This is a genomic window from Pseudomonas sp. P8_241, from assembly GCF_034008315.1.
In the GTDB taxonomy this organism is placed as follows: Bacteria; Pseudomonadota; Gammaproteobacteria; order Pseudomonadales; family Pseudomonadaceae; genus Aquipseudomonas.
The window spans coordinates 3,118,952-3,136,582 of sequence record NZ_CP125377.1 but is presented as its reverse complement, the minus strand read 5'-3'; the positions used below and the strand labels follow the sequence as shown (position 1 = coordinate 3,136,582).

General features: G+C 59.4%; 16 protein-coding genes. 12 read left to right on the top strand and 4 right to left on the bottom strand.

All coding sequences use genetic code 11. The annotated features are described in order from the left end of the window. Nucleotides 1-92: 92 nt before the first annotated feature. Nucleotides 93-1,094: a FecR family protein gene (locus QMK58_RS14415; protein WP_320396499.1), complete on the top strand. Its 1,002-nt coding sequence runs from the start codon at nt 93-95 to the stop codon at nt 1,092-1,094. Between the two features lie 51 nt (nt 1,095-1,145). Here QMK58_RS14415 and QMK58_RS14410 read toward each other — a convergent pair whose 3' ends face one another. Next, nucleotides 1,146-3,491, bottom strand: a complete 2,346-nt coding sequence (locus QMK58_RS14410; RefSeq protein ID WP_320396498.1) for an acylase — start codon at nt 3,489-3,491, stop codon at nt 1,146-1,148. A gap of 248 nt (nt 3,492-3,739) precedes the next feature. On the opposite strand from QMK58_RS14410, the gene QMK58_RS14405 reads away from it, so the two are divergent. Continuing rightward, entirely contained in the window at nt 3,740-4,108 is a 369-nt protein-coding gene (locus QMK58_RS14405; RefSeq protein ID WP_053159961.1) for a fe2+ zn2+ uptake regulation protein, read from the top strand. 18 nt (nt 4,109-4,126) lie between these two features. Here the strand turns inward: QMK58_RS14405 and QMK58_RS14400 are convergent, their stop codons facing one another. Beyond that, nucleotides 4,127-4,315, bottom strand: a complete 189-nt coding sequence (locus QMK58_RS14400) for a hypothetical protein (protein WP_053159959.1) — start codon at nt 4,313-4,315, stop codon at nt 4,127-4,129. Nucleotides 4,316-4,609: 294 nt separating this feature from the next. Between QMK58_RS14400 and QMK58_RS14395 the strand changes: the two genes are divergently transcribed. The 5 genes from QMK58_RS14395 (at nt 4,610) to QMK58_RS14375 (ending at nt 8,210) form a co-directional block, all read left to right on the top strand. Continuing rightward, a complete protein-coding gene (locus QMK58_RS14395) occupies nt 4,610-5,056 on the top strand; it encodes a DUF411 domain-containing protein (RefSeq protein WP_053159957.1) in 447 nt (148 codons plus the stop codon). Continuing rightward, nucleotides 5,056-5,490 carry a YqaA family protein gene (locus QMK58_RS14390; RefSeq protein WP_053160409.1) on the top strand — a complete coding sequence of 145 codons (435 nt, stop codon included), beginning with the start codon at nt 5,056-5,058 and terminating at the stop codon, nt 5,488-5,490. Before QMK58_RS14395 ends, QMK58_RS14390 begins: the two co-directional genes overlap by 1 nt. An 83-nt stretch (nt 5,491-5,573) precedes the next feature. Next, the gene (locus QMK58_RS14385; protein ID WP_053159955.1) at nt 5,574-6,602 is read left to right on the top strand and encodes an alpha/beta fold hydrolase; all 1,029 of its coding nucleotides are present in this window, start codon (nt 5,574-5,576) and stop codon (nt 6,600-6,602) included. Between the two features lie 10 nt (nt 6,603-6,612). Further along, on the top strand, nt 6,613-7,566 hold the full coding sequence (locus QMK58_RS14380; protein ID WP_320396497.1) for a D-2-hydroxyacid dehydrogenase family protein: 954 nt from the start codon (nt 6,613-6,615) through the stop codon (nt 7,564-7,566). A gap of 104 nt (nt 7,567-7,670) precedes the next feature. Continuing rightward, entirely contained in the window at nt 7,671-8,210 is a 540-nt protein-coding gene (locus tag QMK58_RS14375) for a tetratricopeptide repeat protein (RefSeq protein ID WP_053159951.1), read from the top strand. 402 nt (nt 8,211-8,612) lie between these two features. Here the strand turns inward: QMK58_RS14375 and QMK58_RS14370 are convergent, their stop codons facing one another. Together QMK58_RS14370 and QMK58_RS14365 are read right to left on the bottom strand one after the other, a co-directional pair. After that, entirely contained in the window at nt 8,613-9,911 is a 1,299-nt protein-coding gene (locus tag QMK58_RS14370) for an ATP-binding protein (RefSeq protein ID WP_320396496.1), read from the bottom strand. A 4-nt stretch (nt 9,912-9,915) separates the two neighbouring features. Next, a complete protein-coding gene (locus QMK58_RS14365; RefSeq protein ID WP_053159945.1) occupies nt 9,916-10,617 on the bottom strand; it encodes a response regulator transcription factor in 702 nt (233 codons plus the stop codon). A gap of 270 nt (nt 10,618-10,887) precedes the next feature. On the opposite strand from QMK58_RS14365, the gene QMK58_RS14360 reads away from it, so the two are divergent. The 5 genes from QMK58_RS14360 (at nt 10,888) to QMK58_RS14340 (ending at nt 17,519) form a co-directional block, all read left to right on the top strand. Further along, nucleotides 10,888-12,045, top strand: a complete 1,158-nt coding sequence (locus QMK58_RS14360; RefSeq protein ID WP_053159943.1) for an efflux RND transporter periplasmic adaptor subunit — start codon at nt 10,888-10,890, stop codon at nt 12,043-12,045. Between the two features lie 15 nt (nt 12,046-12,060). Further along, complete coding sequence (locus QMK58_RS14355) at nt 12,061-15,147, top strand: efflux RND transporter permease subunit (RefSeq protein WP_053159941.1); 3,087 nt, start codon at nt 12,061-12,063, stop codon at nt 15,145-15,147. A 153-nt stretch (nt 15,148-15,300) separates the two neighbouring features. Beyond that, entirely contained in the window at nt 15,301-15,942 is a 642-nt protein-coding gene (locus QMK58_RS14350; protein WP_053159940.1) for a DUF1345 domain-containing protein, read from the top strand. Between the two features lie 76 nt (nt 15,943-16,018). Next, the gene (locus tag QMK58_RS14345; RefSeq protein WP_053159937.1) at nt 16,019-16,858 is read left to right on the top strand and encodes an AraC family transcriptional regulator; all 840 of its coding nucleotides are present in this window, start codon (nt 16,019-16,021) and stop codon (nt 16,856-16,858) included. Between the two features lie 52 nt (nt 16,859-16,910). Next, nucleotides 16,911-17,519 carry a LysE family translocator gene (locus QMK58_RS14340; protein WP_320396495.1) on the top strand — a complete coding sequence of 203 codons (609 nt, stop codon included), beginning with the start codon at nt 16,911-16,913 and terminating at the stop codon, nt 17,517-17,519. The last annotated feature ends 112 nt before the right edge of the window (nt 17,520-17,631 follow it).

Genomic DNA, 17,631 nt, shown 5'->3' with positions numbered 1-17,631 from the left:
GAAAATAGGTGCGCGTTTGATGGGTAATTGCCATGATCGATGTTCTCGCCGGCTGCCTCCAAGGTTAGAATGCAGGAAATCAGGATGGGCCAATGACCGAACAAACGCTCTCGGAAGCCGAATACGACGCCATCACCGATGCCGCTGCGCATTGGTGCATGCGTTTGCACGCCAATGACTGCACCGAGCAAGAGCGCCTGGCGTTCGTGCAATGGCGTGATGCACATCCGCTGCATGCGTTCGAGTACGAGGCCATGCTGGAAATCTGGGACGTCGCGGGGGAGTTGCCTCGTCCGGACACCGTCGTGCCAATGCTTCGCGTCAAACCCGCCACCCCGTGGCGCACCCTGGGCATTGCTGCTGCGGTGTGCGCCCTGGCGTTGCCACTGGCGGCCTATAGCGGCTGGCATCTGGGTTGGGTTCCAAATTCGTACCAGCACTTTGAGGCGATCGACAATGTCCGTCATGTGACCTTGAACGATGGCAGTCAGGTCGAGCTGAACCTGGGCAGCGAGCTGACGTTCAGCAACTACAAGAATCAGCGGCAAGTCACGCTGGACAAAGGCGAGGCGTTCTTCAGCGTCAGCCATGACACCCGCCACCCCTTCGTGGTCAAGGCTGCCGAAGGTCGAATTCGGGTGACAGGCACAAAATTCAACGTCTGGATGTATGAAGACCAGGTGAAGGTCAACCTGGTCGAAGGTTCGGTGCTGGTCACCGGCAACGATGACCTGCCCGGTGACGGTCTGCGCCTGGGACCTTCGATGCAGGCGAGTTACGGCAGGGGTGACTTCACTCCCCGCATCAGCCAGACCTATGACAGCGACACAACGCTGGCCTGGCGACAGGGCAAACTGGTGCTCGATGACCTGGCTTTGAATGATGCGCTGCCACTAATCAATCGCTACCTGGACAAGCCATTGATCGTTGCCGATAACAGCACCGGTTCGATCCATATTGGCGGCATCTACAACATCAAGGACATCAATGGGCTGGTGAAATCCCTTCCACGGGTCTTGCCGGTCTATTTGACGCGTAACCAGAGCGGCAATCTGGTGGTGAATTCGATCCCGCAAAAACCTTCAAAAAGCTGAAAAGACCGCAACCCTTTCGGGATGCGGCCTTTTTTGTTCACACATATTCACTTAGTGCGCCGCCACCTTGCCAGGCTTGTCTTCCTGTTGTCGGATGGTCTGCACCTGATACTGCGGATCGGAAGTGATCTGCTGTTCGGTAAACGGCAATACACCCAGTTGCTTCTGCGAAAAGGCCGATGTCTGGTCCCGAGCGTACTTTGACGCCGGGTCACTGGACAACGAGAACGCTAAAAGTCCTTTGGCTTGCGGCCCGTTGTCATCGAACGTCACCACTTGCAGGTAGCTGGTGCCGCTGACCACTTCGCGCTTGCCGTCGGTTCGCGGCACGCTTTGAATGGCGTTGTAGACACCCAGCGCTCCCGGCCCGCCATGAATCGGTGTCTGCTGACCGCCGCTGCTGACCACCTGAATATCGCCCCAGCGGCTGTTGGCTTTGAGCCCGGACTCAGTCACCTGTTCAACTGACGCCAGCATCGCCCCGCGCAACGCCTTCGCCACCTCGGGACGATCGACCGCGAGGCCGCGTGGGGTGTGTTGCGGGTCATTTGGATCGAACGCCACACGCCAGGCATCCGGGAATTGCTCCAGCGCCTCCATGACATTCTGGAAGTGCACGAAACCCAGGCCGCTGTTGAGGTTTGCATGGCGGTCCCAGGTCGTGAGGCTGACGCACAGCGGCGCAAGGTTTTTTGCATCGGCACTGAGCCCCGTCGCGCAGAACTGCAACAAATCCGGCATGACCTGCTCAGCCTGATAGACCTGATCGTCCATCACCATGTGTTGCAAGTCTTGCGCGCCGATTTTGCCAGCTTTGGTCAGCGCACTCAGACGCGCCAGCGCAAATCGCGAACGCAGCCCCAGCGGCTGACCGTCCTGACTGATCAACGGCGAATAGCCCGTCAACGGTTGCGCCGGGTTGGCCATCCATGCCGAGTCGTTGGAGTGCTGGACAAAGTCCTTGCGCAGCAATTGCGGCAACTGGCTGGACGCGTAGATCCCTTTTTGTGCGGCCTGCGGGTCGATGTCCCAGGCGCAGGCGCTGTTGGAACCGTCCAGAATGATCATCTGCAAGCCGATTCGCGGATCGCTGCATTTCGCGAGTTTGTCGGCGCCCACGTTCGGCACCACCGACAGGTTCATGTAGAGGGTCTGCCCCTGATCGTCCGCCGCCAGCGTGTTGACCCACGGAATGCCTTGAATGGAGTGCACCGACTCCTGGAAGTCCTTGAGGTTGCCAGCACGGTTCATTGCATACCACTGCTGCAGCACGCGATCGTTATCCAGATTGGCATCGCGCAGGCTGAACGCGTGCTGATTGTCCCAGTCGAGCTTGCCGGGCCATTGCACGATCGGACCGAACTTCGAACTGTAGACCTCATGGGTAATTGCCTTGATCTGCCCGTCCGCCAGCTTGACGTTGACGGTCAAGGTCTGCTTGTCCAGCGGCAAGGACTCACCATCCAACAGGTAACGCGTCGAATCCTTGGGGTCCAGTTGCAGGCGATACAAGGTGAAGTGCTTGGACGAGTCCACCGTGTGGGTCCAGGCCAGGTGTCGATTGAACCCGATGTTGATCACCGGCAGACCGGGCAACGCAGCACCCATTACGTCCAGTTTGCCGGGAATGGTCAGGTGCATTTGATAGAAACGCATGCCGCCGACCCACGGAAAGTGTGGATTCGCCAACAGCATGCCGCGACCGTTGAAAGAACTGTCGCTGCCGACCGCCACGGCATTGCTGCCCCGGTCCAGCGCGAAACGCTGCATACGTGTAGTCGCGACCTGGAAAGCGGCGTGGTCATTCGATGCCTGGGTAACCGACTTGGGTGGCGTAGCACCGGCCAGGGCTTCGGCGAACTGCCCGACTCCACCCTCGACGAGCAGGCGACGGGTCAACTTGACCAGGTCCAGCACCGTGATGTCCCGCACCCAGTCCCCCTGGCATTGCACCGGCAAACCCTCGGCGCGACGCTCCGCCAGGGCACGGTTGTAACCCGCGACATAACCTTTAATCAGTTCGCGGACTTCAGGCGTTTGTGCCTGCCAGAAACCCGCGACAGCCTGCGGGTTGTTCAGCCACATGAAGAACAGATCGCTGGTCAGGTTTTCACGTTCTTCGACGGTGAACTGGTCCGGCCCGAAATACCGCGAGCGCTCGCCGTTGACCGTGGTGATTTCGTTGGCCAACAGGCACAGGTTGTCCTGGGCGTAGGCATAACCGATGCCGTACCCGAGACCACGTTCATTGTCTGCACGAATGTGCGGCACACCGAAACTGGTCCGGCGGATCTCGGCAGTCGCCTGCTCGGGTTGGGTGCGCGCGTTCGCTGCAAGGCTCAACCCCAGAAACACGCCTGCCAGGCTCAACCTGGTTAACTGGCTGGAAATAATCACGCTCGCTCCTGATCGAAAAAACGATGGCCACAGTCCTGCGTACAGATACGCACTGCGCCTCCCTTTAGGGACGAAGCTCACAAAATTAATTTAGGGTTTACGCGGCACAGGACCGAGTGCTTACAACCCGATCACACAGCTTCGACAAAATTTCTACATTCAAGTCTTCATGATTTGGGCTGCTCAAACGTCTAGTTATACAAGAGCGCCCATTTTTTCCTGATCAGGCTCTGAAAAGGAGTTTTGCAATGTACAACTCGCAACTGCCAGCGGACGGTAGCAACGCGCCAAAGGGTACTTCCATGGGAGTCGGCGTATTCGAGCCGCGTACCGAACGCCACGGCAACGAACGGATCAGGGTTCTGCTCAAGAACTTCGGTTTGCGAACCAGTCTGATTCGCCTCAAAGTCATCGATGCCCTGCTCACGGCCGCCGAAAGCGACCGCAGCCTCGGGGTGCGTGGCGTGCACAGCCATTTGCTGGAACTGGATATCCCGCTGTCTTTTCTAAGCGTTCGCGAAGTGCTGAAGCGCCTGTGCAGTGAAGGTGTGATCGTCCTCAATCCGGACAAAAGCTACAGCCTGCACCCCAAGGCTGCCGCCATGCTCCACCAGTAAACAGGACCGGGCCCTGGATCAGGGCTTGACCTTACGGCGCATCACGCCATTGATGACCACCACGATCACCGCCACGCCGATGGCGATGTACTGGAACATTTTTTCGCTGATAGCGCCGGTGTTCTGCAGCCAGGAAAGGCCAAACATGATTCCCAGTACGACGAGGGAGATCAGAATCGAGTATTTCAAACGTTGCGACTGGGTCATTGCGGTTTCCTGAAACTGAAAGATGTATCCGACTTGGCGGGGCCTCATGTTACAGCCGATGAAACGTTTTGGCTTCATCGCGGCGATATCTTGAGGGTTTTCCCCTTGAGCATCAGCACCGACGCTCAAGAGACCACCTGACAATGTTGTAATGTCCCCTTCATCCGGCTGACAGCATTGATCTACCATGATCTGGCTGGCGCACTCTGTAGCACTTGGAAACAATCCTCGAATGCCTGACCGATAAAACAGGTCAGAATGCGTTTTTTTGCCCGTTAGCCGAGACCAATGCCCATGCGAACCCACCTGCGCCTGATCGCCCTGAGCGCCCTGTTTGTTTCCTCCCTGGCTCAAGCCGCCGACCTGATTCCGATCGAAGTCCACCGCGACGCCAATTGCGGTTGCTGCAAGAAGTGGATCAGCCATCTGGAGGCCAATGGTTTCAAGGTCGAGGATCACGTTGAAGCCAACATGAGCGAGTTCAAAAAGGAGCATGGCGTACCGCCGCGTCTCGCGTCATGCCACACCGGCCTCATCAATGGCAAATTTGTCGAAGGTCACGTACCTGCCGATCAGGTGCTGGCCTTGACCAAGCGCAACGATCTGCTGGGCGTCGCCGCTCCCGGCATGCCAATGGGTTCGCCCGGCATGGAAATGGACGGCATGAGTGATGCTTACCAAGTCATCGGCTTGAAAAAGGATGGCACTGATGTGGTGGTTGCGGACTATCCGGCGCATTGATACCCGGGGCGTACATCGGCCTGTTTTTTGCCGCATTCGGTGCTGCGACGTTGCTGCCTTTGCAGTCCGAAGCCGTACTGGTGGGATTGCTGGCCAGCGATCGGTACGAGATCGGGTTGTTGCTGGGTGTGGCAACGCTGGGCAACGTCCTCGGTTCGCTGCTTAACTGGTGGCTGGGACGCGGTATCGAGCGGTTTCGCGATCGGCGCTGGTTTCCGGTCAGTCCTGAACGCCTGGAAAAAGCCCGGATTTATTACCAGCGTGGGGGCCATTGGTCGTTGCTGCTCAGTTGGTTACCGGTGATCGGCGATCCGCTGACCCTCGTGGCCGGGGTGATGCGCGAGCCGTTGGGGCGGTTCCTGTTGATCGTCACCCTCGCCAAAGGTGCCCGCTATAGTGTGCTGGCACTCGCGACTTTGGGCTGGATGGGTTGAACCAACAAGGGCGGCGATTGCCTGCTTAATGTCGCCCTAATCAAGCCGATCCAGGATCGGCGGATTTTTGATGGAGTTAACCCATGTCGCTGCCCTTACCCCGCTGGCTTCCCCGACTGCTGCTGACCACCGCCCTGCCCCTTACGGCCTCGGCCCAAGGGCCTGTCTATGGTCCCGAGTTGCAAGGTTTCGAGTATCCCTACACGCTCAAGCACTTCGCCTTTGAATCTCAGGGCAAATCCCTGCAAATGGGTTACATGGACGTCGCCGCGCAAGGCAAGGCCAACGGTCGCAGCGTGGTGCTGATGCACGGCAAGAACTTCTGCGGCGCTACCTGGGAAAGCTCAATCAAAGCCTTGAGCGACGCTGGTTACCGGGTCATTGCCCCCGACCAGATCGGATTCTGCACCTCCAGCAAACCGGACAACTACCAATACACCTTCCAGCAGCTGGCCAGTAACACCCAACAGTTGCTCAAAGCCCTCGGCATCCAGAAAGCCACGCTGCTCGGGCACTCCACCGGCGGCATGCTCGCCACCCGTTATGCCCTGCAATACCCCGAAAACGTCGAACAACTGGCGATGGTCAACCCGATTGGCCTGGAAGACTGGAAAGCCCTCGGCGTGCCCTATCGCACGGTAGACCAATGGTACGCGCGCGAACTCAAGCTCAGCGCCGACGGCATCCGCACCTACGAGCGCAACACGTATTACGGTGGCCGCTGGAAACCGGAGTTTGATCGTTGGGTGGACATGCTCGCCGGCCTGAACACAGGCTCTGGACATACCCAGGTCGCCTGGAATTCGGCGCTGATCTACGACATGATTTTCACCCAACCGGTTTACTACGAATTCCACAACCTGAAGATGCCGACCCTGTTGTTGATCGGTACGTCCGACTCCACGGCCATCGGTAGCGACATTGCATCGCCCGAGGTCAAGGCGAAAATCGGCCATTACGACCTACTCGGCAAACAGGTGGCGAAGCTGATCCCTCATTCGACGCTGATCGAGTTCCCCGGTATGGGCCATGCGCCGCAAATGGAAGAACCGGAAAAATTCCACCAGGCCTTGTTGACCTGGCTGAGCAAATCCAGTCCGACGGGTAAATGAGGAGCGGCTGATGGCGTTGCAGATTGCAGTGATCGACGATTGGCAGGACGTGGCTCGGGGCGTGGTGGACTGGTCGGTGCTGGATGCGGTTGGCCAGGTGAGTTTCCTGCATGACTACCCTGCTGATAACGAGATTCTGGCGCAGCGCTTGGTTGATTTCGAAGTGATCTGTGTGATGCGCGAACGCACGCGCTTCGATGAAGACCTGCTGCGTCGCCTGCCAAAACTCAAGCTGCTGGTCACCGCAGGCATGCGCAATGCCGCCCTGGACCTGAAGGCCGCCGCCGCACTGGGCATCCAGGTCAGTGGCACTGACAGCTACAAACATGCCGCACCGGAATTGACCTGGGCGCTGATCATGGCCGCGATGCGCAATCTGGTGAACGAGGCCAACGCCCTGCGTGCCGGAAAATGGCAACAAGGCCTGGGCGGCGATCTGCACGGCAAGACGTTGGCAATCCTCGGCCTGGGCAGCATTGGCCAGCGTGTTGCGCAGTTTGGCCAGGTGTTCGGCATGCGGGTGATTGCCTGGAGCGAAAACCTCACCGCCGATCGTGCTGCCGAAGTCGGCGTGACCTATGTCAGCAAGCAGCAACTGTTCGAACAGGCCGACGTGCTGTCGGTGCACCTGGTACTCAGCGACCGCAGCCGGGGTCTGGTAGACGCCCAGGCGCTGGCCTGGATGAAGCCGACGGCGTTGCTGGTGAATACCGCGCGTGGGCCGATTGTCGATGAGACTGCGTTGATCAAGGCGTTACAGAAACAACGACTTGCCGGTGCAGCGCTGGATGTCTTCGAACACGAGCCGTTATCGGAGCATCATCCGTTCCGGACCCTGGACAACGTGCTGGCCACGCCCCATGTCGGCTACGTCAGCGAGCAGAACTATCATCAGTTTTTCTCGCAGATGATCGAAGGCATCCAGGCATGGGCGGCGGGGCAACCCGTTCGCGTGCTGGGCTGAGAAAAACCTTCGACTTTTGCAATCCCACCGATGTCTCAACCTTGCGCTATAAATTGCAAGGACGTAACCCGATCCGAAACGCATCCACCTGTGGAGCATTGCCCATGAAAGTCCGTTTCGCTATGTTGGCTTCCCCATTGTTTCTGGCTGTTGCGTTGTCCAGCACCCTCGCGCTGGCGAACGGTGACGATGAGGATGACGTCCCCGCCAAACCCAATTGCCCCAAGGGCCAGGTTTTCGACACCAAGTCGCAGAAATGCGTCAAGCAAACCAGCAGCCTGGTGCCTGACGAAGACCGCACCCGCTACGCCTATCAGTTGGCCAGGGACGGGCGCTATGAAGAAGCCCTGGCCCTGCTCGACACCCTGAAAAACCCGAACACTGCCAAGGCCCTGAATTATCGCGGCTACGCCACGCGTAAACTGGGGCGCACCGACGAAGGCATCGGTTACTACCTGCAATCGGTAAAACTCGACCCGCAGTACGCGCAAGTACGCGAATACCTCGGCGAGGCCTATGTGATCAAAGGCCGGCTGGACCTGGCGCAAGAACAGTTGCAGCAGATCAAATCCATTTGCGGTAATACCCGTTGCGAGGAATACCGTGACCTGGCCGAAGCCATCGACGGCTCATCGAAGACCTGAGGCACACTCATCGTCGGCCGGGAGTTTCAAGAGCTGTTGTGCGCTCGGAAACTCTCCCTGCCGCGCCTGGAGCGTATATCGCACCTTATCGCCAACCACAAAGCACTGACCGGCCGTGGTGATGCCCGCCCCTAACCTGATCGCCACACAGGCGCAAAGTCCATCCTCAGGTTTGATCAGCGCAAAACACGTGGACGTAGAGTCAACCCTGACATCCCTGAATGCACTGATCGTCCCCTGACCGCATTTTGTTATTATTGGTGCGCTCATTCCGGCCTCCTTACCCTTGTCTTCCGCCTGACTACACACGGACAGTGAAACGCACAAGTTGCCGACATGACTACTGTAAAACATGACAGTCAGTACATTGCGGCGGGTCAGAAAGGCTGCCGTTCGTCCAATTCAGCCCGTTGCAGGCAACCACAACCTGAAACGCGCCCCACCCAACGGCGAACCTTCGACCGTCAGCGTCCCGCCTTGGGCTTCCAACGCCCGTCGACTGATTGCCAATCCCAACCCGAACCCGCCCGTGGCCCGATCACGACTGCGATCAAGGCGGTAGAAGGGTTCGAAAATACGCTCGCGCTCGTCTTCGGGAATGCCGATGCCGTCATCATCCACCCAGATCTCGCATCCGCCGGCGTAGACCTGAACCCCGATCTGGATGCGTTCTTCGCAATAACGCATGGCATTGCGCAGCAGGTTCTGCAGGGCACGGGCCGTCAAGCGTGGGTCGAGACTGAAGCGTTCCAGTTGACCGTGGAGCAACACGTCGATGACGATGTCCGGTGACTGCTCTTCATCGACACTGCCCAAAATGCTGTCGATAAACTCATCCAGCGACACCTCGACCTGTTCCGGCAGTTGCGCCGGGTTTTGCAGGCGGCTGTAGGAAAGCAACTCCAGCACCAGTTCATCCAGTTCGCGAATGTGTGCCACCAGGCTCTGCAACCGCTCGCGACTGGCGGTCGGCAAATCCTCGGACAGGGCCAGCGCCAGGCCGAAGTCCAGGCGAGTCAGCGGTGTGCGCAGTTCATGGGACACTGCATTGAGCAGATCCCGCTGCTGATTGAGCAGGTTCTCGATGTCACCGGCCATGGTATCGAACACATTGGCCAGACTGCCGATGTTGGAACTGGCGGGGATTTTCGTACGTTCGCTCAAATATCCTTTACCGAAGCGTTCGGCAGTGCCTTTGAGGCGCTCCAGATCGCGCCAGTGCGGGCGCAGCCACAGCAACAGACAGGCAAGCATGGTCGCGCCGATCAGCACGTTGATGCTCCAGTACAGGAGGTTGACGTCCATCGGGTCCGGCGGCACAACCATTTGCACGACCATCCGATCATCCAGCGGCGCCACCGCCAGTGTGCGCCAGCCCCAGTCGCCGACGCGTACTACATTCTCGCCGAACTGCAAGCGTTGCTGTTCTTCAAGCGTCAAACCGACATCGTCGTTGCCGCTGAGCACGATATGCAGCGGGCTGAATTCTTTGTCCATTTGCTCGGCCAAAGCTGGCCACTGCTCGGCGGGCACGCCATGAAACTGTTTGACGATCAGGGTCTGCAACCCGCGGGAGTAATCAAGGTTGTAGGTGACAAAACGCTCCTGGAAAACCCTGACCACCAAGTCTGGCACCAGATAGATTGCCGCGCTGTACGAAACAATGGTCACGACATACAAGCGAAAGAGGATTTTGAACATCGGCTCAGCATTCCCACTCGGAGCGGCTGAACAGATAACCCTTGCCCCACACCGTCTTGATCTTGCGTGCCTCGCCGGCGTGGTCGTCGAACTTGCGCCGCAATTTGGAAATCGCCACGTCCACGGAACGGTCGGTGCCGTTGAATTCGATACCGCGCAGACGTTGCAGGATCTGGTCGCGACTCAGCACTTCGCCCGCATGCCGGGCCAGCACCACCAGCAGGTTGTACTCGCCGCTGGACAATTCGACCAGCTGCTCGCGCCAGGTCACCGTGCGTTCGGACAGATCGATGCACAGGTTGCCCATCAGAATGCGATCGTTGGCGGTTTGCGGTTCGCTGAGGCTGCTGCGCCGCAACAAGGTTCGCACCCGGGCCAGCAACACTCTCGGCTCACAAGGCTTGGTCACGTAGTCGTCAGCGCCCATCTCCAGGCCGAGCACCTGATCGTGGCTGTCATCGCGCGCAGTGAGCATCAGGATCGGCAACGTTGCCGAGTCAGCGCGAAGCAAGCGGCAGACTTGCAAACCGTCGAGGCCGGGTAGCATCAGGTCGAGGATCACCAGGTCCGGCGGACTGGTCCGCGCACGTTCGCGCACGTGGTCACCGCGGCCGATCACGCTGACGGAGTAGCCGTTGCGTTCCAGGTAGCTGGCAATCAGTTCGGCCAGAGCGGTGTCGTCTTCGACCAGGAGAATGTTGGGCATGGGGTGTTTCCAGAAAGTGCAGTGGCGTCTGTTCCGGCCCTATCGCTGGCAAGCCAGCTCCTACAGGTCGTGCGCTGAAAATCCTTGTAGGAGCTGGCTTGCCAGCGAAGGCGGCCTGACAGACGCAATAAATTTCAAGAAGTGCAGGATATACGCCCTCCCCCCCCCCTGAGTAAAACCCTTACACAATTTCACACAGCACCAACAAAGCTTCACCGCTACCCTCGCTGTCGCCCAGTAGGATGCTGGGGGTCTTTATTGGGGTATTTCATGTCAAAGAATCTGCTTGCCAGGCTCAGCCTGATCGCATTGGCGTTGGCGCTGGGCGCCTGTGACAAGTCCTCGAACGCTGAAGAGCCGGAGCCACTGGCCACCGTGCGCATCGAGACCCTCGAAGCCCAGCCGCTGACCATCAGCAGCGAACTGAGCGGCCGGATTGCCGCACCACGTATCGCCGAAGTGCGCGCACGTGTTGCGGGCGTGGTGTTGCAGCGCACCTTCCGTGAAGGCAGCGACGTGAAAAAAGGCGACGTGCTATTCCGTATCGACCCGGCGCCGTTCAAGGCTGACCTGGACAGCGCCGAAGCCGTCCTGCGCAAGGCCGAGGCCAATGCGTTCCAGGCCCGGTTGCAGGAACAACGCTACGCCCAGTTGATCGACGACAAGGCCATCAGCGGTCAGGAGTATGACAACGCCCGTGCCAACGCCCGGCAGACCGCCGCCGAAGTCGCTGCCAGTAAAGCCGCCGTGGAGCGAGCGAAACTGAACCTCGGTTACGCCACGGTTACCGCACCGATTTCAGGGCGTGTCGGCCGTGCACTGGTCACCGAAGGCGCACTGGTCGGACAGAACGAAACCACACCGCTGGCGCTGATTCAGCAGCTCGATCCGATCCATGCCGACCTGACCCAGTCCACTCGCGAACTCAATGACCTGCGCCGAGCTTTTCGTTCCGGCCAGTTGCAGCAGGTCGGCCAGGGTCAGGCCAAGGCCACGTTGATTCAGGATGACGGCAGCCTTTATCCACTGCCGGGCAAACTGTTGTTCAGCGACATCACCGTTGATCCGGGTACGGGGCAGATTATTCTGCGCAGTGAATTTCCCAATCCGGATCTGGATTTGCTCCCTGGTAGCTTCGTGCGGGTACGCCTGGAGCAAGCGGTCAATCAGCAAGGTCTCAGCGTGCCGCAACGGGCGGTCCAGCGTGACAGCGCCGGCATCGCCCAGGTGCTGATGCTCGACGCCGAACAACGGGTCGCGCAACAGCCGGTCGAGTTGGGCGCCGTGCAGAATGATCGCTGGATCGTCACCGGCGGGCTCAAGCCAGGCGACCGTATTGTCGTTGAAGGCCTGCAACACGCCCGCCCTGGCGAGAAAGTGCAGATCGACGACACTCCTCTTCCACTGGCCCAGATGTCTGGCCAATAAGCAGGACGCTTGTTTATGCCGCAGTTCTTTATCGACCGCCCAGTGTTCGCCTGGGTGGTCGCCCTGTTTATTCTGTTGGCCGGTGCGCTGGCCATTCCACAGTTGCCGGTGGCGCAATACCCCGACGTCGCACCCCCGCAGATCGAAATCTACGCCGTATACCCGGGTGCTTCGGCGCAGACCGTGGACGAGAGCGTAGTCAGCCTGATCGAGGAGGAACTCAACGGCGCCGATCACCTGCTGTATTTCGAATCCCAGAGCAGCCTCGGCAGCGCCACCGTGAAGGCCACGTTTAAACCGGGCACCAATCCGGAGCTGGCCCAGGTCGATGTGCAGAACCGCCTTAAAGCCGTGGAATCCCGTTTGCCGCAAGCGGTCATTCAACAGGGCTTGCAGGTGGAGAAAGTCTCCTCGGGCTTCCTGCTGTTGATCGCCCTCACTTCCAGTGACGGCAAGCTCGACGACGTGGCGCTCAGCGATTACCTGGCACGCAACGTGATGAACGAGATCAAGCGTCTGGACGGTGTCGGCAAAGCGCAGTTGTACGGCGCCGAACGGGCCATGCGGGTGTGGATCGATCCGCAGAAACTGATCGGTTTCAACCTGACCCCTGCCGACGTCAACGCCGCCATTGTCGCGCAGAATGCCCAGGTTTCAGCGGGCAGCATCGGTGACTTGCCGACTCGCACCACCCAGGAAATCACTGCGACCATTCTGGTCAAAGGCCAGCTCTCGACGCCGGAAGAATTCGCCGACATCGTGCTCAAGGCCAATCCCGATGGCTCCACAGTGCGAATCCGCGATGTGGCGCGGGTCGAGATCGGCAGCCAGGAATACCAGTTTTCCACGCGTCTGAACGGCAAGCCGTCCACCGCTGTCGCCGTGCAGTTGTCGCCCGGCGCCAATGCCCTGAACACCGCAACCCTGGTGCGGGCGAAGATGGACGAACTCAAGCGCTACTTCCCGGCCAACGTCGAGTATTCGATTCCGTACGACACCTCGCCTTTCGTCAAAGTCTCGATCACCAAAGTGGTTTACACCCTCGGCGAGGCGATGTTGCTGGTGTTCGCGGTGATGTTCCTGTTCCTCCAGAACATCCGCTACACGCTGATCCCGACGCTGGTGGTGCCGGTCGCCCTGATGGGTACGTTCGCAACGATGCTGGCGCTGGGCTTTTCGATCAACGTACTGACCATGTTCGGCATGGTACTGGCCATCGGTATTCTGGTGGACGACGCCATTGTGGTGGTGGAGAACGTCGAGCGGATCATGGCCACCGAAGGTTTGTCGCCCAAGGACGCCACGCGCAAGGCGATGACACAGATCACCGGCGCCATCATCGGCATCACGCTGGTGCTTGTGGCGGTGTTCATTCCAATGGCGTTCATGCAAGGCTCGGTAGGAGTGATCTACCAGCAGTTCTCGCTGTCGATGGCGACCTCGATCCTGTTCTCGGCGTTCCTCGCCCTGACCTTGACCCCGGCGCTGTGCGCCACGCTGCTCAAGCCGATTGCCAAAGGCGAACACCACGAAAAAACCGGGTTCTTCGGCTGGTTCAACCGCCGCTTCGAGCAACTGACCGACCGCTATCAGGGCTGGGTCGCCTATGCGTTGAAACGCACCGCACGCTACCTGGTGATCTACGCAGTGCTGCTGGTGGGGCTGGGTTTTGCCTTCAGTCGCTTGCCCTCTTCGTTCCTGCCGGTGGAAGACCAGGGTTACACCATCACCGACATTCAACTGCCACCGGGTGCGAGCAAGAACCGCACGGTGCAGGTGGCCGGGCAAATCGAAGCGCACAATGCGACCGAGCCAGGTATTCGCGACAGCGTGGTGATCCTGGGTTTCAGTTTCTCCGGCAGCGGCCAGAACGCGGCGCTCGCCTTCAGCACGCTAAAGGACTGGTCGGCGCGCAGCAGCGATGATTCGGCCAGCGCCATTGCCGATCGCGCCAACATCGCCCTCAGCCAGATCAAGGACGCCGTGACCTTTTCCGTGCTGCCGCCACCGGTGGATGGCCTCGGCACGTCCAGCGGCTTCGAGTTCCGCTTGCAGGATCGCGGTGGTCTTGGCCACGTGGCACTGATGGAAGCCCGCACTGCGTTTCTGGCGGCAGCCGAGAAGAGTCCGATCCTGATGAACGTACGAGAGAGCTCGCTGGCCGAAGCGCCACAGGTCGAGTTGATCGTGGACCGCAAGCAAGCCAACGCGTTGGGCGTGTCTTTTGCCGACGTCGGTAACGTACTGTCCACCGCTGTCGGCTCGGCCTACATCAACGACTTCCCCAACCAGGGACGGATGCAGCGGGTAATGGTACAGGCCGAAGGTGATCAACGCAGTCAGGTGGACGACTTGCTGAAGATCCACGTGCGCAACACCCATGGGAAAATGGTGCCGTTGTCCGCCTTCGTCCAGGCCAAATGGACTCAGGGTCCGGCGCAACTGACCCGCTACAACGGCTACCCGGCAATCGCCATTTCCGGCGAGCCTCAAGCGGGTCACAGCACCGGCGAGGCCATGGCCGAAATCGAGCGTCTGGTAGCACAAGGCCCGGCGGGGTTGGGCCAGGAGTGGACCGGGTTGTCGCTACAGGAACGCTTGTCCGGCAGCCAGGCGCCGATCCTGCTCGGTTTGTCATTGTTGATCGTGTTTCTGTGTCTGGCGGCGCTCTACGAGAGTTGGTCGATCCCGACCTCGGTGTTGCTGGTGGTGCCTTTGGGCGTGCTGGGTGCGGTGTTGGCGGTAACGTTGCGCGGGATGCCCAACGATGTGTTCTTCAAGGTCGGGCTGATCACCATCATTGGTCTGTCGGCGAAAAACGCGATTCTCATCATCGAGTTCGCCAAGAGCCTGTACGACGAAGGCCACGACCTGATCGATGCGACCCTGCAAGCCGCACGTTTGCGGTTGCGGCCGATTGTCATGACTTCACTGGCGTTCATCCTCGGTGTGGTGCCCTTGGCGATTGCCACCGGCGCCAGTTCGGCGAGCCAACAGGCTATCGGCACCGGGGTGATTGGCGGGATGATCACGGCGACACTGGCGGTGGTATTTGTACCCGTGTTTTTTGTGGTGGTGATGAAACTGGTGCGCAAGCGCTAACCAACACCACACCCCCTGCAGGAGCTGCCGAAGGCTGCGATCTTTTGATCCAGATCTTCGGCAGGCAACCTGAACATCAAAAGATCGCAGCCTTCGGCAGCTCCTGCATAAGCAGTGCTATGGTGCAAGGACGCCTCTGCAAAGCGAATCTCCATGCCCTTCCTTCCCCGTACTCATCCTCGCCTGTCTGCCGCCATCCTGCTCGGCATCGCAGTGGGCATCCTGATGCCGGCCGACTCGGTCATCAGCAAGATCCTCTTCGGTTGGAACGCCGGGGTCTGGACTTACCTGATTCTGATGTCCTGGCTTGTCGTGCGCTCGAAAGCCCCAGACGTGAAACGCATCGCCGAAATCGAAGACGAAAATGCCGGCCTGGTGTTGTTGGTCGTGTGCATCGCCGCGATCGCCAGCCTGGCGACGATCACCTTTGAACTGGCAGGCAGCAAGGATCTGGAAACCACCCGCAAGCTGCTCCATTACGGTTTCACCGCCTTCACAGTGCTTGGTTCCTGGCTGTTGATCGGGGTGATTTTCAGCGTGCACTACGCCCGCCTGTTTTATACCTGGGAAGGTAAAGAGCCCGCCTTGCGCTTTGCCGAGGGACTGGACACGCCCAACTACTGGGACTTCCTGTACTTCTCGTTCACCATCGGCGTGGCCGTGCAGACTTCTGATGTCGGCGTCGCGACGCGCGACATGCGCAAGATTGTGCTGGCGCAATCGCTGATCGGTTTCCTGTTCAATACCGCCATCCTCGGTTTCTCGATCAACATTGCGGCTGGCTTGTTCAATTGATGGCTGCACAAACCTTCTAGCCATTGCTCGGGTTACAAGCGTTAAATGGAACGGCCATCCGCTTCACAGGTGCAGCATGACCACTCACAACTGGCTCGATCTGGCCCAGGACGCTGACACCGGCATCGAGACCCTGCGCGCGCATTTCCAGGGCCACGCCTACGACCCGCACTGGCATGACAGTTACCTGGTCGGTGTCACCGAGCAAGGCGTCCAACAGTTCAATTGCCGCCGGGCAAAACATCAAAGCACGCCTGGGCAGGTTTTTTTGCTGGAGCCGGGTGACATTCACGACGGCGAAGCGCCGACCGATGAAGGCTTCACCTACCGCATGCTGTACCTCGATCCGCAATGGTTACAGCGTGAGGTCGGTGCTGTATTTGATAACGCGCCGCACAACAGTGAGTTGAGTTTCGCCATTACCCTGGCCAGCGATGCGCGACTGGCCCACGCTGCCAGCCTCGCATTCGAAACCCTGCACGTTGGCGAACTGAAAATCGTGCGCCAGGCAGCCCTCGACGGTTTGGTAGAACGGCTGACCCATCACCTGCACTGGCGCACCCGCTATGGTGAAGACCCGCGCCTGCCCCTGGTTGCGCAAAAAGCCCGGGACTATCTGCATGCCAACGCGCAAGCCGACATCGGCCTCGATCAATTGGCCGCCGTCACCGGTGTCGACCGCTTTCGCCTGACCCGCGCGTTTAAAGCAGCGTATGGCATCGCGCCCCACGCGTACCTGGTGCAATTGCGTCTGGCCACGGCGAGACGAATGCTGGCCCGTGGAGAACAACCGGCGACGGTGGCCATGGCCCTGGGCTTTGCCGACCAGAGCCATTTGGGGCGATGGTTCGTACGCGCCTACGGCCTGACGCCAGCGTTGTACCGCAAGCGCTGCTCAAATCTTCCAGACAGGTAAGCCACCGATTGTGAAGATCCACCTTAATGATCTTCACCGGAGTTTGCCTGCGATGCTGTCCTCTTTCCCGACGTTGCTGCCCTTTGTGCTGTTCGCCTTCGTGGCATCGATCACCCCTGGCCCGACCAACATCCTGGTGCTGAGCAACAGTGCCCGTTTCGGTATGGCCGCCGCCGTTCCGATCATCCTCGGCGCCTGCGCCAGCGCCGCAATCCTTGTATTGCTGGTGGGTACTGGTGCCGGTTCAGCATTGATTCAATGGCCCTTGGTGCAAACGCTTATGCGGTGGGCGGGCGTGACATGGCTCAGTTACCTGGCATGGCAGATTCTCCGGGCCCCCGCCGCGGGTATTTCTGCCCGGAACGACGAAGAGCGCCTCAGTCTGCTCGGGGCAGCCAGCCTGCAATGGATCAACCCCAAGACCTGGATGATGGCGTTGGCGGTGGTCAGCGTGTTTGCTGACGTGGGCGAAGATCGCCTTGTGCATGTGATCTATCTGTCCCTGGCATTTTTTCTGATTTCCTTGCCGTGCCTCGGGGTCTGGGCGTTGCTCGGCGCGGGCTCCAGCCGCTGGTTGCGTTCGCCCTGCGCCATGCAACGTTTCAATCGTTGTACGGGCCTGTTGCTCTTGGGTTCAGCCTGGTTAAGCCTGCTGGCCTGATTTCCATTTGTCGGTTTTTATCGAACGCTGCGCCATCGAGTGCTTGACGGCGGATTCGTTTCTGGTGTCTTCTGAAACCGGTTTCAGCGTTACAGCGCTCAGCCTTATAAAT

Bases quoted from the DNA above. Each gene is read 5' to 3' on its own strand.
- QMK58_RS14380 (WP_320396497.1), top strand. From the start codon at position 6,613: ATGGCGTTGCAGATTGCAGTGATCGACGATTGGCAGGACGTGGCTCGG.
- QMK58_RS14400 (WP_053159959.1), bottom strand. From the start codon at position 4,315: ATGACCCAGTCGCAACGTTTGAAATACTCGATTCTGATCTCCCTCGTC.
- QMK58_RS14395 (WP_053159957.1), top strand. From the start codon at position 4,610: ATGCGAACCCACCTGCGCCTGATCGCCCTGAGCGCCCTGTTTGTTTCC.
- QMK58_RS14405 (WP_053159961.1), top strand. From the start codon at position 3,740: ATGTACAACTCGCAACTGCCAGCGGACGGTAGCAACGCGCCAAAGGGT.
- QMK58_RS14350 (WP_053159940.1), top strand. From the start codon at position 15,301: ATGCCCTTCCTTCCCCGTACTCATCCTCGCCTGTCTGCCGCCATCCTG.
- QMK58_RS14375 (WP_053159951.1), top strand. From the start codon at position 7,671: ATGAAAGTCCGTTTCGCTATGTTGGCTTCCCCATTGTTTCTGGCTGTT.
- QMK58_RS14370 (WP_320396496.1), bottom strand. From the start codon at position 9,911: ATGTTCAAAATCCTCTTTCGCTTGTATGTCGTGACCATTGTTTCGTAC.
- QMK58_RS14385 (WP_053159955.1), top strand. From the start codon at position 5,574: ATGTCGCTGCCCTTACCCCGCTGGCTTCCCCGACTGCTGCTGACCACC.
- QMK58_RS14365 (WP_053159945.1), bottom strand. From the start codon at position 10,617: ATGCCCAACATTCTCCTGGTCGAAGACGACACCGCTCTGGCCGAACTG.
- QMK58_RS14360 (WP_053159943.1), top strand. From the start codon at position 10,888: ATGTCAAAGAATCTGCTTGCCAGGCTCAGCCTGATCGCATTGGCGTTG.
- QMK58_RS14355 (WP_053159941.1), top strand. From the start codon at position 12,061: ATGCCGCAGTTCTTTATCGACCGCCCAGTGTTCGCCTGGGTGGTCGCC.
- QMK58_RS14345 (WP_053159937.1), top strand. From the start codon at position 16,019: ATGACCACTCACAACTGGCTCGATCTGGCCCAGGACGCTGACACCGGC.
- QMK58_RS14415 (WP_320396499.1), top strand. From the start codon at position 93: ATGACCGAACAAACGCTCTCGGAAGCCGAATACGACGCCATCACCGAT.
- QMK58_RS14340 (WP_320396495.1), top strand. From the start codon at position 16,911: ATGCTGTCCTCTTTCCCGACGTTGCTGCCCTTTGTGCTGTTCGCCTTC.